The organism is Rhodococcus sp. P14, assembly GCF_000256505.1.
In the GTDB taxonomy this organism is placed as follows: domain Bacteria; phylum Actinomycetota; class Actinomycetes; order Mycobacteriales; family Mycobacteriaceae; genus Rhodococcus; species Rhodococcus ruber.
The window spans coordinates 1-15,191 of sequence record NZ_AJFC01000076.1 but is presented as its reverse complement, the minus strand read 5'-3'; the positions used below and the strand labels follow the sequence as shown (position 1 = coordinate 15,191).

The 15,191-nt window shown below is 70.8% G+C and carries 14 protein-coding genes and 2 pseudogenes; 8 read left to right on the top strand and 8 right to left on the bottom strand.

What is annotated here, in order from left to right; genetic code table 11:
- The 3 genes and pseudogenes from OEY_RS0105370 to OEY_RS0105360 all read left to right on the top strand — a co-directional run.
- A pseudogene (locus tag OEY_RS0105370) lies at nt 1-308 on the top strand (mycothiol conjugate amidase Mca); the annotation flags it as partial.
- Nucleotides 305-580: a hypothetical protein gene (locus tag OEY_RS0105365; protein WP_006940388.1), complete on the top strand. Its 276-nt coding sequence runs from the start codon at nt 305-307 to the stop codon at nt 578-580. The pseudogene OEY_RS0105370 and the gene OEY_RS0105365, both read left to right, overlap by 4 nt.
- A gap of 10 nt (nt 581-590) precedes the next feature.
- Complete coding sequence (locus OEY_RS0105360) at nt 591-2,618, top strand: thioredoxin domain-containing protein (protein ID WP_010592884.1); 2,028 nt, start codon at nt 591-593, stop codon at nt 2,616-2,618.
- A 12-nt stretch (nt 2,619-2,630) separates the two neighbouring features.
- Here OEY_RS0105360 and OEY_RS0105355 read toward each other — a convergent pair whose 3' ends face one another.
- Both OEY_RS0105355 and trhA read right to left on the bottom strand, forming a co-directional pair.
- Nucleotides 2,631-3,545 (bottom strand): mechanosensitive ion channel family protein, encoded by a 915-nt coding sequence (locus OEY_RS0105355; protein WP_010592883.1) that lies wholly within the window; start codon nt 3,543-3,545, stop codon nt 2,631-2,633.
- A 62-nt stretch (nt 3,546-3,607) separates the two neighbouring features.
- Nucleotides 3,608-4,276, bottom strand: coding sequence for a PAQR family membrane homeostasis protein TrhA (gene trhA / locus OEY_RS0105350; RefSeq protein WP_010592882.1), 669 nt, complete (start codon nt 4,274-4,276; stop codon nt 3,608-3,610).
- Nucleotides 4,277-4,435: 159 nt separating this feature from the next.
- Between trhA and OEY_RS0105345 the strand changes: the two genes are divergently transcribed.
- Nucleotides 4,436-5,203 carry an isoprenyl transferase gene (locus OEY_RS0105345; protein ID WP_010592881.1) on the top strand — a complete coding sequence of 256 codons (768 nt, stop codon included), beginning with the start codon at nt 4,436-4,438 and terminating at the stop codon, nt 5,201-5,203.
- Nucleotides 5,204-5,264: 61 nt separating this feature from the next.
- Here OEY_RS0105345 and coaA read toward each other — a convergent pair whose 3' ends face one another.
- On the bottom strand, nt 5,265-6,197 hold the full coding sequence (gene coaA, locus OEY_RS0105340) for a type I pantothenate kinase (RefSeq protein ID WP_003935077.1): 933 nt from the start codon (nt 6,195-6,197) through the stop codon (nt 5,265-5,267).
- A gap of 172 nt (nt 6,198-6,369) precedes the next feature.
- Between coaA and OEY_RS0105335 the strand changes: the two genes are divergently transcribed.
- The 3 genes from OEY_RS0105335 (at nt 6,370) to OEY_RS0105325 (ending at nt 10,588) form a co-directional block, all read left to right on the top strand.
- Nucleotides 6,370-7,572, top strand: coding sequence for a hypothetical protein (locus OEY_RS0105335; protein WP_010592880.1), 1,203 nt, complete (start codon nt 6,370-6,372; stop codon nt 7,570-7,572).
- A 98-nt stretch (nt 7,573-7,670) separates the two neighbouring features.
- Nucleotides 7,671-8,966 (top strand): serine hydroxymethyltransferase, encoded by a 1,296-nt coding sequence (glyA, locus tag OEY_RS0105330; protein WP_010592879.1) that lies wholly within the window; start codon nt 7,671-7,673, stop codon nt 8,964-8,966.
- 266 nt (nt 8,967-9,232) lie between these two features.
- Nucleotides 9,233-10,588: a PhoH family protein gene (locus OEY_RS0105325; RefSeq protein ID WP_172603586.1), complete on the top strand. Its 1,356-nt coding sequence runs from the start codon at nt 9,233-9,235 to the stop codon at nt 10,586-10,588.
- Nucleotides 10,589-10,690: 102 nt separating this feature from the next.
- On the opposite strand, the gene OEY_RS0105320 is transcribed toward OEY_RS0105325, so the two are convergent.
- Genes OEY_RS0105320 through OEY_RS0105310 form a run of 3 tightly spaced genes read right to left on the bottom strand, consistent with a single transcriptional unit; the run spans nt 10,691 to nt 13,189 of the window.
- Entirely contained in the window at nt 10,691-11,101 is a 411-nt protein-coding gene (locus tag OEY_RS0105320) for a carboxymuconolactone decarboxylase family protein (RefSeq protein WP_010592877.1), read from the bottom strand.
- A gap of 52 nt (nt 11,102-11,153) precedes the next feature.
- Entirely contained in the window at nt 11,154-11,579 is a 426-nt protein-coding gene (locus OEY_RS0105315) for a limonene-1,2-epoxide hydrolase family protein (protein ID WP_010592876.1), read from the bottom strand.
- Nucleotides 11,576-13,189 (bottom strand): serine hydrolase, encoded by a 1,614-nt coding sequence (locus tag OEY_RS0105310; RefSeq protein ID WP_010592875.1) that lies wholly within the window; start codon nt 13,187-13,189, stop codon nt 11,576-11,578. Before OEY_RS0105310 ends, OEY_RS0105315 begins: the two co-directional genes overlap by 4 nt.
- Before the next feature lie 254 nt (nt 13,190-13,443).
- On the opposite strand from OEY_RS0105310, the gene OEY_RS0105305 reads away from it, so the two are divergent.
- Nucleotides 13,444-14,031 (top strand): LGFP repeat-containing protein, encoded by a 588-nt coding sequence (locus OEY_RS0105305; protein ID WP_010592874.1) that lies wholly within the window; start codon nt 13,444-13,446, stop codon nt 14,029-14,031.
- Between the two features lie 19 nt (nt 14,032-14,050).
- On the opposite strand, the gene OEY_RS0105300 is transcribed toward OEY_RS0105305, so the two are convergent.
- Both OEY_RS0105300 and OEY_RS30410 read right to left on the bottom strand, forming a co-directional pair.
- On the bottom strand, nt 14,051-15,034 hold the full coding sequence (locus tag OEY_RS0105300; protein WP_010592873.1) for an NADPH:quinone oxidoreductase family protein: 984 nt from the start codon (nt 15,032-15,034) through the stop codon (nt 14,051-14,053).
- A gap of 39 nt (nt 15,035-15,073) precedes the next feature.
- A pseudogene (locus OEY_RS30410) lies at nt 15,074-15,191 on the bottom strand (SDR family oxidoreductase); the annotation flags it as partial.

Here is a 15,191-nt window from a genome sequence, read left to right as displayed (position 1 = left end):
GGGGGGGGGGGGGGGGGGAGCCGTTCCCGATGGAGGAATGGCTCAAGCGGTGGCGCACCGAGCAGGGCGACATCATGGCGCGGGTGACCACGCAGATCACCTGCAGCGACTACTTCCCGAAGCGGGACGACGCGCTCCGCGCCCACGCGACGCAGATCGATCCCAACGGCTCCTTCTTCGCCGTGCCGCTGGACATCCAGCAGAAGGTGTGGCCGACGGAAGAATTCGAATTGGCCAAGACCCGCGTGCACACGGCGATCCCCGAAACGGATCTGTTCGCGGGCATCGAGGACGGACAGGTGAGATGACGGTAGGCATGCTGGCGGCCGAGGTCCTGGCCCAGGACCCCACCGGCCCCGAATTCGGCAAGGCGTCGCCGCTCGGTCTCGCGCTCATCGTGATCCTGCTCGTGGCCACCGCCCTGCTGATCCGCTCGATGAACAAGCGGCTCGGCAAGCTGCCGGAGACGTTCGAGCCCGAGCACCCCGAGCCGGACCAGGCCGCGGACGAGGGGACCGATCGCGGGGCCGCGGAGAGCCGCAAACCCGACCACCCCCAGCCCCCGATGGCCACGAACTGACGGACGCGTCGTGACACCCCCGGAGGCCTCGGCGCCCGACACCCGCCACCGGAACACCCTCGGCGAGGCGACCAGCCCCTACCTGCGGCAGCACGCCGGCAATCCGGTGCACTGGCACCAGTGGGGCGAGGAGGCGCTGAGCTGGGCCCGCGAGCGGGACGTGCCGGTCCTGCTCTCCGTGGGGTACGCGGCGTGCCACTGGTGCCACGTGATGGCGCACGAGTCGTTCGAGGACGAGGCCACCGCCGCGTCGATGAACGAGCACTTCGTGTGCATCAAGGTCGACCGGGAGGAACGCCCGGACATCGACGCGATCTACATGAACGCCACCGTCGCGATGACCGGGCAGGGCGGCTGGCCGATGACGTGCTTCCTCACCCCGGACGGCGCTCCGTTCTACTGCGGCACCTACTACCCGAAGATGCCGCGCGGCGGCATGCCGTCGTTCACCCAACTGCTCGAGGCGATCTCCGACACCTGGCGCAACCGTCGCGCGGACGTGCACCGCTCCGCCGTGGCGATCGTCTCGGAACTGCGCCGCGGCAGCGGCGGGCTCGCGCCCGGCGAGCGGCCGGTGGACGCCGCCCTGCTCGACGCCGCCGACGGCGCCGTCGCCGCCGACGAGGACGCGGTGCACGGCGGGTTCGGGGGCGCCCCGAAGTTTCCGCCGTCCGCGCTGCTCGAGGGCCTGCTGCGCGGATACGAGCGCAGCGGGAACCCGGCCGTGCTCTCCCTCGTCGAACGGACGGCCGAGGCGATGGCGCGCGGCGGCATCTACGACCAGCTGGCCGGCGGTTTCGCCCGCTACAGCGTCGACGCCGGGTGGGTGGTTCCGCACTTCGAGAAGATGCTCTACGACAACGCGCTGCTGCTGCGGATGTACGCGCACCTCGCGCGACGGACGTCGGCGCCCTGGGTGCGACGGGTCACCGAGGAGACCGTCGAGTTCCTGCTGCGGGACCTGCGCACCGCCGGACGATGCTTCGCCTCGGCGCTCGACGCCGACACCGACGGGGTCGAGGGCCTGACCTACGTGTGGACACCCGCGCAGCTGGCCGAGGTCCTCGGTGACGACGACGCGCAGTGGGCGGCCGAGCTGTTCACCGTGACCGGCGCCGGCACCTTCGAACACGGCTCGTCGGTGCTGCAGCTGCTCGCCGAGCCGGACGATGCCGAACGCTACGAGCGGGTGCGGGCCGAGCTGTTCGCCGCCCGGCTGCAGCGTCCGCAACCCGGCCGCGACGACAAGGTCGTCACGGCGTGGAACGGTTTCGCGATCACCGCGCTGGCCGAGGCCGGCGCCGCGTCCGGTCGGGCCGACTGGGTCGAGGCGGCCGTCGACTGCGCGCGGGCACTGCTCGACCTGCACGTGGTGGACGGACGGCTGCGACGGGCCTCCCTCGGCGGCACGGTCGGTGCCCCGGCGGGTGTGCTCGAGGACTACGGCGCCCTCGTCACCGCCCTGCTCGCGGTGTACCAGGCGACGGGTGACGCCGCGTGGCTGAGCCCGGCCCGGGAGCTCGCCGACGTGGCGCTGACCCATTTCCAGGATCCGGCACGGCCCGGTAGTTGGTTCGACACCGCCGACGATGCCGAAACCCTGGTGGCGCGGCCGCGGGATCCGATCGACAGCGCCACCCCGTCGGGGGCGGCGCTGATCTGCGAAGCCCTGCTCACCCTCGCCGCGGTCGTGCCCGAGGACCCGCGGTACACGGATGCGGCGGACGCGTCGCTGCGGTCCGCGGTGGTGCTGCTCGAACGGGCGCCGCGTTCGGCCGGGCACTGGCTGGCCGTCGCCGAGGCGGCGGTGCGCGGACCCGTCCAGGTGGCGGCGGTCGGCGGCGGCGAACTGCTCGCCGTCGCGCGGCAGGCAGCTCCCGGCGGCGCCGTCGTGGTCGGCGGGGATCCGGACTCGTCACCGTTGCTGGCCGACCGACCGCTGGTCGACGGACGTCCGGCGGCGTACGTGTGCCGCGGATACGTGTGCGACCGGCCCGTCACGACGGCGGCCGAACTGCGCGCGGCGCTCTCGGCCTGAGCGATCCGGGTCTCAGCCGGCGCGGGACGAGGTCAGCAGTGCCGGCAGCGGGGCATCGATGCTGTTGTCGTCGAACGCCTCGAGCACGGCGCGGGCGATCGCGCGCTGCACGGCCCACTGCTTGCCGGCACGGGTGCGCACGGTGATCCGCAGCGTCACCGATTCGGGGGTGACGGAGTTGACGCCGAGCATCTCGGGCGGCTCGAGGATGTCGCGGGCCAGGTCGTCGCGTTCGACGGTCTCGAGCGCGGCGCGCAGCGCCACCTCGCACGCCCGGTGCACGTTGGCGGCGTGCGCGATGGGGGCGTCGACGACGGCGACGGCGTAACCCTGGCTCATGTTCCCCACGCGCAGGATCTCGCCGTTGCGGCAGTACCAGAGGGTGCCGCTGATGTCGCGGACGGTGGTGACCCGCAGGCCGACCGATTCCACGGTGCCGACCGCGTCGCCCAGGTCGACGACGTCGCCGACGCCGTACTGGTCCTCGAGCAGCATGAACATCCCGGAGATGAAGTCACGCACCAGGTTCTGCGCACCGAAACCGAGCGCGACGCCGACGATGCCGGCGGAGGCGATGAACGGTGCGACGTTGAGTCCGAGGGTGCCGAGTATCTGCAGGACGCACCAGACGAGCAGCACGACGGAGACGCCGGACTCGAGCACCGAGCCGATCGTCTCGGCGCGCTGCGTGCGCCGCTCGTTGACCAGCACCCCCGGCAGACCCTTCGGGGCGCGCTCCTGGAAGGGGCGGAGCAGGCCGGGCTTGCTGCTCTGGTGTCGCGGCTTCGTCATCCGGTCGATGAACCGGTGCAGCACAAACCTCAGGATCAGCGCCGCCAGGACGTATCCCGCGATCGCCAGCGGCCGCTCGACGAGCCACTCCCGGTTGGTGTCGGTCAGTTCGAATGCCAGTCGCTGAACAGTCATCCCGGCCGAGTCTACGGATCCGCGACGCGGCTGCCACCGATGTGATCTTCGTCCGATCGGGTTTACCCGAACACCACCAGCCACACGGCGACGGCGTGACAGAGGGCGGCGAGCACGGTCGCCGCGTGGAAGAACTCGTGGTAGCCGAAGACGTGCGGCCAGGGGTCGGGCCACTTGGTGGCGTAGAGGATCGCGCCGATGCTGTAGAGGATCCCCCCGACCAGCAGCAGCACCATCGCGGCGATGCCCGCCTCGTCGATCAGCTGGCCGGCGACGGGGACGATCGCCCAGCCGAGCAACAGGTACAGCGGGACACCCACCCAGCGGGGCGCGGTGGGCCAGAGCATCTTCAGGGCCACGCCGGCGAGGGCCCCGGTCCACACCACCGTCAGCAGCGTGCGGCCGGTGTCCGGGGGCAGCGCCAGCGTCGCGAAGGGGGTGTAGCTGCCGGCGATGAACAGGAAGATCATCGAATGGTCCGCGCGTTTCATCCACGTGCGCGCCCGCGGGTCGTGCCAGTGGACCCGGTGGTAGAGGGCGCTCACGCCGAACACCCCGCACACGGTGAGGCTGTAGATCACCGTCGACCAGCCCGCGGGCGGATCGGCCACGGTCTGCGACAGGACCACCAGCACGGCGCCGGCCACCACGGCCACGCCGAACGCCCACAGATGGATCCAGCCGCGCATCCGCGGCTTCACGGGCAGTTCGTCGATCCCGAATACCGTCATGGCCGGGCCTCCCTTCGGTACCGAAGAGTAACCTACGCTTCCGTAACTTTCTCGGCGTGTCGGGGCGGGGGCGGGGAGCCGCGTTCGAGGGACGCACCCGACCGCCGTCGCGCCCGGAGGACATCGTGAGCGTAATGTGACCCGCGTGGTGATCTCGGGGTGAACGCGCGCGGCCTGCTGTACCAGCTCTACGAACGACGGCTGCTGAGCAAGCTGGACGGCGCCCAGCACCCCCGGCACGTCGCCGTGATGTGCGACGGCAACCGTCGCTGGGCCCGCGAGAACGGGTTCACCGACGTCAGTCACGGGCACCGGATGGGCGCACTCAAGATCGCCGAACTGCTGAGCTGGTGCGATGCCGCCGGCATCGAGCGGGCCACCATCTACCTGCTCTCCACGGAAAATCTGCAGCGTGAACCCGAGGAGCTCGAGGCGCTGCTCGAGATCATCACCGACGTCGTCGAGGAGATCTCCGGCCCGGAACAGAACTGGAGCGTGAAGATCGTCGGCACGCTCGACCTGCTGCCGGACGAACTGAGCCGGCGCCTGAGCGAGGCCGCCGAGCGCACGCAGGGCCGGACCGGCACCCACGTCAACGTCGCGGTCGGCTACGGCGGCCGGCAGGAGATCGCCGACGCCGTGCAGGCCCTGCTGCGGGCCAAGCAGCGTGAGGGGCTCGACGGCGAGGGCCTGGTCGAGGCCGTCACGGTCGAGGCCATCAGCGATCATCTCTACACCTCGGGGCAGCCCGACCCCGACCTGGTCATCCGGACCTCCGGCGAGCAACGGCTCTCGGGCTTCCTGCTGTGGCAGAGCGCGTACTCCGAGATCTGGTTCACCGAGGCCTACTGGCCGGAGTTCCGGCGCGTCGACTTCCTGCGCGCGCTGCGCGACTTCGCGGCGCGGCACCGCCGCTTCGGCGCCTAACCGCCGGTGCGTCCTTTGGGCTGTCCCCGCAGCCCAAAGGACGCACCGGCGGCGAAGCCGCCTACAGCTTGCGCAGGCGCAGACGGTTGATCGAATGGTCGGAGTCCTTGCGCAGGACCAGCGTTGCGCGCGGCCGCGTCGGCAGGATGTTCTCCACCAGGTTCGGCCGGTTGATCGAGTGCCAGATCTCCTTCGCGGCGCCCACGGCGTCGCGGTCCGACAGGTTCGCGTAGTGGTGGAAATGCGCCTCGGGATCGGAGAATGCCGTCTTGCGGAGCGCGAGAAACCGCTCCACATACCATTTCTCGATGTCCTCGAGGCGGGCGTCGACGTAGATCGAGAAGTCGAACAGGTCCGACACCATCAGCCGCGGACCGGTCTGCAGGACGTTCAGGCCCTCGATGATGAGGATGTCCGGTTGCCGCACCACGTGATACTGGCCCGGGATGATGTCGTAGGAGATGTGCGAGTACACCGGGGCCGCCACCTCCGCGGCGCCGGACTTGACCTCGGTGACGAACCGGAGCAGTTTGCGCCGATCGTAACTCTCCGGAAACCCCTTGCGATGCATGATGTTCCGTCGCATCAGCTCCCGGGACGAGTACAGGAAGCCGTCGGTGGTCACCAGGTCCACCCGAGGGTGGTGTTCCCAGCGCGCCAGCAGTGCCTGCAGCACGCGCGCCGTGGTCGACTTGCCGACCGCGACCGAGCCGGCCACTCCGATCACGAACGGCACCTGCTGGTCCGGATGCTTCTCGCCGAGGAACGTGGCGGTCGCGGCGAACAGTCGCTGTCGCGCGGCGACCTGCAGATGGATCAGACGGGCCAGCGGAAGGTACACCTCCGCCACCTCCGCCAGATCGATCTGCTCGCCGAGGCCCCGCAGGCCGCGCAGCTCCTCCTCGGTCAGCACCAGCGGCGTCGACTTGCGCAGCGTCCGCCACTGCTTGCGGTCGAACTCGACGTACGGACTCGGCTCGCTCAGACGCGCCACCGGCACACTCCCGACTCGACGGGCCCGGCGGCACACCCCGGGTATGGCTCGCAGCGAAGGATGTCCATATCGGCCGATTGTGCTCGCTGACACATCCGCTCGCTGCGCGGGGTCCGGTTTCCGGGGTCGCCGACGGGCCGGGGGCCGGTTCGGGGGACTAGGGTGCGAGGGCATGGACCCGGACTCGCTGGTGCGTGAATACCTCCTGCTCGGCTTGGCGTTCGACCGGCTCGAGGAGGGTTTCGTCGACGCCTTCACCGGCGACCCGGAGCTGCGTCGCCGGGTGGAGAACGCGCCGGCCCCGGACCCTCGTGACTTGTCCCACACCGCACGGCGGCTGCGTGCCGAGCTGCCCGCGACGGGGCTCTCGGGTGAGCGCACCCGCTTCCTCGACGTGCACCTGCGCGCCCTCGACTGCTCGGCCCGCAAGTTCGCCGGTGAGGACATCGCCTTCGTCGAGGAGGTCGAGGCCTACTTCGACGTGCGTATCGGCCTGGGCGACGAGGACGCGTACCGCGACGCCCACCGGCGGATCGACGCGCTGCTGCCCGGCACTGGCCCGCTGGCCGAGCGGCTGCAGGCCCACCGCAAGTCCGAGGTCGTTCCTGCCGACCGCCTCGCCGAGTGCGTCGACGCCTTCTCGAGCGCCCTGCGCGACAAGGTCCGGGCGGTGTTCCCGCTACCCGAGACCGAAACCGTCGAGTACGAGGTGGTCGGCGACAAGCCGTGGTCCGGGTTCAACTACTACCTGGGCCGCTACCGCTCCCGCGTCGCGATCAACTCCGATCTCGACCAGCACATGTCGCACCTGCCGCGGCTGATCGCGCACGAGTCCTATCCCGGCCACCACACCGAACACTGCCGCAAGGAGGCCGGACTGGTCGCCGGGGGGCACGACGAGCAGACCCTCTTCGTCGTGAACACCCCGCAGTGCCTCATGGCCGAGGGGCTGGCAGACCTCGCGCTGGAGACGATCGTCGGACCGGGCTGGGGGCGGTGGGCGCAGGACATCTACGCCGACCTGGGCCTGCGGTTCGACGGTGAGCTCGCCGAGAAGCTGCACGAGGCGTCGGCCGGGTTGCTGAGCGTCCGCCAGGACGCCGCTCTGCTCCTGCACGACCGGGGGCGCACCGGCGACGAGGTCGTCGCCTTCCTGCAGCGGTGGTCGTTGTCGAGTCCGGAACGGGCCCGGCAGTCGCTCCGCTTCCTGTCGTCGCCGTTGTGGCGCGCCTACATCAGCACCTACGTCGAGGGGTACCGCCTGCTCGGCGGCTGGCTGGCGCAGGCCCCGGCGGGCCCGGAACGCGTCGAACGGTTCCGTCGCCTGCTCGACGAACCCCTGGTGCCCGGCGTCCTGCGGTGCGAGCAGTCATGACCTGCGCCGTCGCCCGAGGGGACCGGGTTCCTGGACCGGGGGTCGGGTTCGTAGACTGGTAGGTGAATTCCCGCCGTCCCCAGCTTGGAGAAACCTCGATGACCGTTGTGCCCGGCACCGACGTCAACACCGCCTCGCTCGCAGATCTCGACCCCGAGCTGGCGCAGGCCATGGCCGGCGAGCTGTCGCGCCAGCGTGACACGCTCGAGATGATCGCGTCGGAGAACTTCGTGCCGCGCGCGGTGCTCCAGGCGCAGGGCAGCGTGCTCACCAACAAGTACGCCGAGGGATACCCGGGACGCCGCTACTACGGCGGCTGCGAGAACGTCGACATCGTCGAGGACCTCGCCCGCACCCGCGCCAAGGAACTGTTCGGCGCCGAGTTCGCGAACGTCCAGCCCCACTCGGGGGCGCAGGCCAATGCGGCCGTGCTGATGGCGCTGATGAACCCGGGCGAGAAGCTGCTGGGGCTCGACCTCGCCCACGGCGGGCACCTGACCCACGGCATGAAGCTGAACTTCTCCGGCAAGCTGTACGACGTCGCCTCCTACGGGGTCAGCAAGGAGGACCACCGCGTCGACATGGACGAGGTCCGCTCGATCGCGCTGGCCGAGAAGCCGAAGGTCATCGTCGCCGGATGGTCCGCGTACCCGCGGCACGAGGACTTCGCGGCGTTCCGCTCCATCGCCGACGAGGTCGGTGCCTACCTGTGGGTCGACATGGCGCACTTCGCCGGTCTCGTCGCCGCCGGGCTGCACCCGTCGCCGGTGCCGTACGCGGACGTCGTGTCCACCACCGTCCACAAGACCCTCGGCGGTCCGCGCTCGGGTCTGATCCTCGCAAAGCAGGAGTGGGCCAAGAAGATCAACTCCGCGGTGTTCCCGGGCCAGCAGGGCGGCCCGCTCATGCACGTCATCGCCGCGAAGGCCGCCGCGCTGAAGATCGCCGCGAGCGAGGAGTTCAAGGACCGGCAGCGCCGGACCGTCTCCGGCGCGCAGATCCTCGCCGAGCGGCTGATGCAGTCCGACGTCACCGACAAGGGCATCACCGTGCTGACCGGCGGCACCGATGTGCACCTCGTCCTCGTCGACCTGCGTAATTCGCAGCTCGACGGCCAGCAGGGCGAGGACCTGCTGCACGAGATCGGCATCACGGTCAACCGCAACGCGGTGCCGTTCGACCCGCGTCCCCCGATGGTCACCTCCGGCCTGCGCATCGGCACCCCGGCGCTGGCCACCCGCGGCTTCGGGGACGAGCAGTTCACCGAGGTCGCCGACATCATCGCGGCCGCACTGACGGGTGCATCCGACGCCGCGGCGCTGCGCGGCCGGGTGAGCGCGCTCGCCGCCGCCGCGCCGCTGTACCAGGGTCTCGAGGACTGGAAACTGATCTAGGCGCGGCGCCCGGCACGTGCCGGGATTGCCACGTTTACCCAATCTTCACCGACACGCCTCTTCGCTCGTCGAGCGAACGGGGCGTGTCGGCGTTAGCGTCGGGGGTGTAGACGGCGCAGTTGCCGGCTACGCGGGAGGTCCTGATCGTGACTGTGACAGACAGAGCGAGGGGCCGGCACCCGGCCCTCGTGTCCCTCGTGGACACCAGGTTCGACCGGCCCATCGAACGAAGTCTGTGTGGTGCTACACAGGCCTAGGAGCCTCACGTGACTGCAACACGCTCCGTCCCCGCCCGCCGCTCCGGCCGGACCCCGGCGAAGAAACCCGATGTGCGCACCTACGTGCTGGACACCTCCGTGTTGCTCTCCGATCCGTGGGCGGTGACCCGCTTCGCCGAGCACGAAGTGGTGCTACCCCTCGTCGTGATCGGCGAACTCGAAGGCAAGCGGCACCATCACGAACTGGGTTGGTTCGCGAGGGAATCGTTGCGGCTGCTCGACGACCTGCGCCTGCAGCACGGGCGGCTCGATCAGCCCATTCCCATCGGGGACGCGGGAGGCACCCTGCACGTCGAGCTCAACCACACCGACCCGCAGGTGCTGCCGGCCGGATTCCGCACCGAGACCAACGATTCCCGGATCCTGGCGTGCGCGCTGAACCTCGCCGGCGACGGGCACGACGTGGTGCTGGTCAGCAAGGACATCCCGCTCCGGGTCAAGGCCGGCGCCGTCGGGCTCAGCGCCGACGAGTACCATGCCCAGGACGTGGTGACGTCGGGCTGGACCGGCATGACCGAACTCGAGGTGGACCGGACGCTGATCGACGACCTGTTCGCCGAGGGCATCGTCGACCTCGACACCGCGAGGGATCTGCCGTGCCACACCGGGATCCGTCTGCTGGGCGGCTCGTCCAGCGCGCTGGGCCGGGTCACGCCGGACAAGCGGGTGCAGCTGGTGCGCGGAGACCGGGAGGCGTTCGGGTTGCACGGGCGTTCCGCGGAGCAACGGGTGGCGCTGGACCTGCTGCTCGACGAGTCCGTCGGCATCGTCTCGCTCGGCGGTAAGGCGGGCACGGGTAAGTCGGCACTGGCCCTGACCGCGGGTCTCGAGGCCGTGCTGGAGCGGCGCACCCAGCGCAAGGTCGTGGTGTTCCGGCCGCTGTACGCCGTCGGAGGACAGGAACTCGGCTATCTCCCCGGCAGCGAGAGCGAGAAGATGGGGCCGTGGGCGCAGGCCGTGTTCGACACCCTCGACGGCCTTGCGAGCCCGGAGGTGATGGACGAGGTCATCAGCCGGGGCATGCTCGAAGTGCTTCCGCTGACCCATATCCGGGGCCGGTCGCTGCACGACTCGTTCGTGATCGTCGACGAGGCGCAGTCCCTCGAGCGCAACGTGCTGCTCACCGTGCTCTCCCGCCTCGGCGCCGGGTCACGGGTGGTGCTCACCCACGACGTCGCCCAGCGCGACAACCTCAGGGTGGGCCGCTACGACGGCGTCGCTGCGGTGATCGAGAAGCTCAAGGGGCACCCGCTTTTCGCGCATGTCACCTTGACCCGCAGTGAGCGTTCGCCGATCGCGGCGCTCGTGACGGAGATGCTCGAGGAGTTCGCACCCGGCGCCTGAGGCCGGCTGCCCGGTGGTGACCGAATGTCACATTGCGTCGATGTCATCGACGCAATGTGACATTCGGCCCACCACCAACGCCGTTCACACCGCGGCGGCGGGTCAGTCCTGCTCGGGGCGCGGACCGAGTTCGGCCTCGAGGACTTCCTGGACGACGCGCATCGCGGCCAGGCCGGCCGGGGCGCCGCAGTAGGCGCCCGCGTGGATGACCGCCTCGACGATCTCGGTGCGGGTCAATCCGTTCCGCAGGGCGCCGCGCACGTGCCCGCGCAGCTCGTTCTCCGCGCGCAGCGCGATCAGCATGCCGAGGTTGAGCAGGCTGCGGCTGCGACGGTCGAGTCCCGGCCGGGTCCACACCGAGCCCCATACGTGCTCGGTGACGAACTCCTGCATCTCCTCGGCGTCGGTGCCGCGGGCGCGGTCGAAGGCTCGCTCGACGAAGTCGGCGCCCATCACCTCGCTGCGGACCCGGACTCCGGCCTCGAACGCGGGCGTCCGGTCGGCGTCGGTCATCGTCGTGCTCCCTGCGTCGTCGCCGTCGAACGGTTCGACGGCCGGGGAGATTCTACGACCGGCGCAGCACCGCCCGGAGGACGCCGGCACCCGTGGCGCCGACGAGTGTGCCGACGTTGTAGTGGTCGTCCCACACCGTGATCTTCCCGTCGCGCAGCTCGAAGGTGCCGCACACCCAGAACCGGACGGACACCGGGCCGACGCGCATGACGTCGGTGCGCTCGGTGAGCACCACGTTTCCGGTCGCGGCGATGTGGTGGACGACGACGTCGAAGCCCAGCGACGGCCGGCGCAGGCCCTCGAGGATGCGCCGCACCCGGGGCAGGCCCCGCACGGTCGGCAGCGACGTGTTGTGCCAGGCGATGTCCGGGTCGAGGAGGGCGGTGGCTCGTTCCATGTCCTCGGCGACCATCGCGTCGAGGAATTCGCGGACGACGGCGACGGACTTCTCGTCCGCGACGGTTTCGGGTGCGGTCATGACGCTCCTGTTCGGGTGAAGGTTCCCAGGCCGTTCTCGTTCCAGTATTCGAACGTGACGCCGTCCGGGGTGAAGGTGGCGGTGGAGACCGTCCCGTCCGGGGCGTTCTCACCGCCCTCGATCGGGAAGGTGAACACGTCGCCGTCCCAGTGGTCGAGCCGGTAGGTCTGTTCGGCGGGACCGATGGTGAGCACCAGGGCGCCCTCGCGTTCGTCGATCCGCGCGGGACCGTAGTACTCGCTGGTGTAGGCGCCGGTGTACTGCCCGAGCGGACGGGCGGGGGTGGGGTTCGTCGGGGCGGTGCGCCCGACGAGCGAGCCCTTCGGGTCGTCGAACGTGGCGAAGCGCTGCTCGTACAGGTCGGTCCAGTCCTCCCGGATCTCCCCGAACTGCACGAGATCGGTGAACTCGGCGGCGAGGGTTTCCGGCACCCCGATCGGGGCGGCGTTGGTGAGCGCGACGATCGCGACGTCCGCCGACGGGATCGCGGTGAACGCGGTCGCGGCGCCCAGCGCGAACGCCCCGGAGTGGCTCAGCGTCACGCGCCCGGCGGGGCTCGTGCCCACGTTGAACCCGTACCCGTAGAACCCCGCCCGGCTGTCGACGGTGCCCGGCGGGCTCGCCACGGCCTGCGGGGACACCGCCGGGAGCAGGGCGTCCGCGTCGACGATGCGGCGGCCCTGGTACTCGCCGTCGCCGAGCAGCATCGTCAGCCACCGCGCGACATCGGTGACCGAGGCGCTCACCCCGCCGGCCGGGGACTGCGCGTCGGGATCGCGGACGGCGCGCGCGACGTAGTCGCCGTCGACGAGCTGATGGCCGACGGCCCGATTGGGCCGGGCCTCGTAGTCCTCGAATCGGGAACTGGTGGAAGTCATTCCGAGAGGCTCGTACAACGCCCGCTGCGACAGGTCCGCCCACTCGGCGCCGGACGCGTCGGCGACCGCCCGTGCCGCGGCGGTGAGCCCGAAGTTGGTGTACTCGTACGAATCACGGAACGGCCCGAGCGGCAGCAGGCGGAACCGGTCGAACACCTGCTCGCGGTCGAAACCGAGGTCCTCGAGTTCGTCGCCGGCGTGGTCGGGAAGTCCGGAACGATGGGCGTAGAGATCGCCGACGGTCACCCGGCTGGTCACGTACGGGTCCGCGAGCGCGAACCCCGGCAGGCGTTCGACCACCGGAGTGTCCCAGCCGATCACGCCCTCGCCGACCTGGCGGGCGACGACGGTGGCGCCGAGCGGCTTGGACATCGAGGCCAGTTGGAAGACGGTGTCGGCGTCCACCGCACCGTCGCGGCCGGCCTCGCGCACCCCGAACCCCTCCGCGTACACGATCTCACCGCGGTGCACGACCGCCACCGCCATTCCGGGAATGCCGGTCCGATCCATCAGCTCCCGGGCGAGGTCGTCGAGGCGAGCGACAGCGTCGTCGACCTGTCCGTCCGGGATGTCGATGCCTGCGACCTGCGGGGGAGAGAGGGACTGGGCTTCCGGCGAGGCCGGCGCCGAGGACGCCGGAGAGTCGGCGGTGTCGACCGAGACGCAGGCAGCCGACAGGATCGCCACGAGGGCGAGGGCGGCGCCGATCCGGCGACGACGGGGTGCGCGCATGTCACGGCCTTTCTCGTCCGTCGCATGGTATGCCCCCGGCTCGGTGCGCGGAAGACTCTCGAAGCCTCGGGCCCCGCAACGACGATCGTTGTGCAACCGTGACGTCCGGGCGCGGGGCCGGGGTCACCGCGACGACCAGCGCCGACGCCGGCGTGCGGCGCAGGGCCGCGGGCAGGTCCGGACGGAAACCGCCCGGGGCCCGGGGCCACTCGCTAGCGTCGAGACACCGGTGCCCGATCTCCGAGGAGGATGCCATGAACAGACGAGCCCGTCGCACCGCCACCGTGGCCGCGGCCGCCGCTGCCGCGGGACTGGTCCTGGCCGGCTGCAGCAGCGACGACGGCACCAGCGCCGAGGACGCCGTGGCCGGCGTGACCAGCGCGGCGGAATCGGCAGTCGAGCGCGCGACGTCCGCCGCGGAGTCCGCGGTCGAGGGCGCCACCGGGGCCGAGAACACGGAGCCGGGCGCCTCCGTCGAGGAGACGACGACCCTGCCGGGTGCGGGCGGCGGCGAGTACACCATCAGCGGGCCGATTCTGGCGAAGTACAACGAGATCGGCGGTGCCGACAGCCCGCTGGGCGCACCGACCGCGGATCAGCAGGATGTCGGCGACGGCTACGTCGCGGAGTTCGAGGGCGGCATCGTCGCCTGGAGCCCCGACACCGACGCGCACGTGGTGTGGGGCGAGATCCGCACCGCCTGGGAGGCCCAGGGCGGTGCGGGTGGCGAACTCGGATTCCCCATCAGCGACGAGCGGCCCATCCCGAACGGGCTCGAGAGCGAGTTCGAGATGGGCACCATCACCTATGTCGACGGTGCGACGCAGGTGATCCCGAAGTAGCCCGTCCGGATGCGGCCGGTCACGGCTGGAAGACGAGCCGGCCCACGGTGTGCCCGTCGCCGAGGCGGGCCACGCCGTCGGCGACGTCGTCGAGGGAGAGTCGCTCGCTGATCAGGGGCCGGATGGCGCCGTCGTCGGCGAGGCGGCACAGTTCCTCGTGGCAGGCCTCGATCGCGGCACGGTTGTACTGCCGGTACAGGCCCCAGTGCAGGCCGATGATCGAGTAGTTCTTGATGAGCGCGTGGTTCAGCGCCGGTTGCGGGATGGTGCCACCGGCGAACCCGATCACCAGGATGCGGCCCTCGAACGCGATGCACTTGGTGGAGCGGCTGTACGAGTCGCCGCCGACCGGGTCGTAGACCACGTCCGCACCGCGACCCGCGGTGACGTCCTTGACGACGTCGACGAAGTCTTCGCGGTGCCGGTCGACGACGACGTCGGCGCCGAGGGCCCGGCAGTAGTCGGCCTTCTCGGCGCCGCCGACGACACCGATGACGGTGGCGCCGGCGGCCTTGCCGAGTTGCACTGCGGCACTGCCGACGCCGCCGGCCGCGGCGTGCACGAGCAGGGTCTCCCCGGCCCGCAGCTGGGTGCGCCGGTGCAGGGCGAACCACGACGTCTGGTATCCGATCGACAACGCCGACGCTTCGGCGTCGTCGAGGGACGCCGGGGCGCGGTAGGCGTCCTCCTCCGGAACCACGGCGAGCTCGGCGAAACCGCCGAAGGGGAACTCGGGATTGCCGATGATCCGGTCGCCGACGGCGAAGCGGGTGACGCCCTCGCCGACCGCGACGACCGTCCCGGCCAGTTCGACGCCGGGGGTGAAGGGCAGTTCCGGCTTCATCTGGTACTGCCCGCGGCACAGCAGCACGTCGGGGAAGTTGGCCGGCGTCGCGGCGACGCGCACCACGAGCCGTCCGGGGCCTGCCTCCGGATCGGGGACGTCGACGAGTTGCAGCGCTTCCTTGGGCTCGCCCACTTCGTGAATTCGCCAGGCCTTCATGGGATTACCTTTCCATCGAGTTCGGTGTGCGGGGTGCGCTCACGGGGCGACGGCGACGCCGGCCTCCGCTGCGGCGGCGGTGCCGAGCATCGCGCCGCCGTCGACGACGAGGGTCTCGCCGGTGATCCAGCTCGCGGCGTCGGAGGCGAGAAAGGCC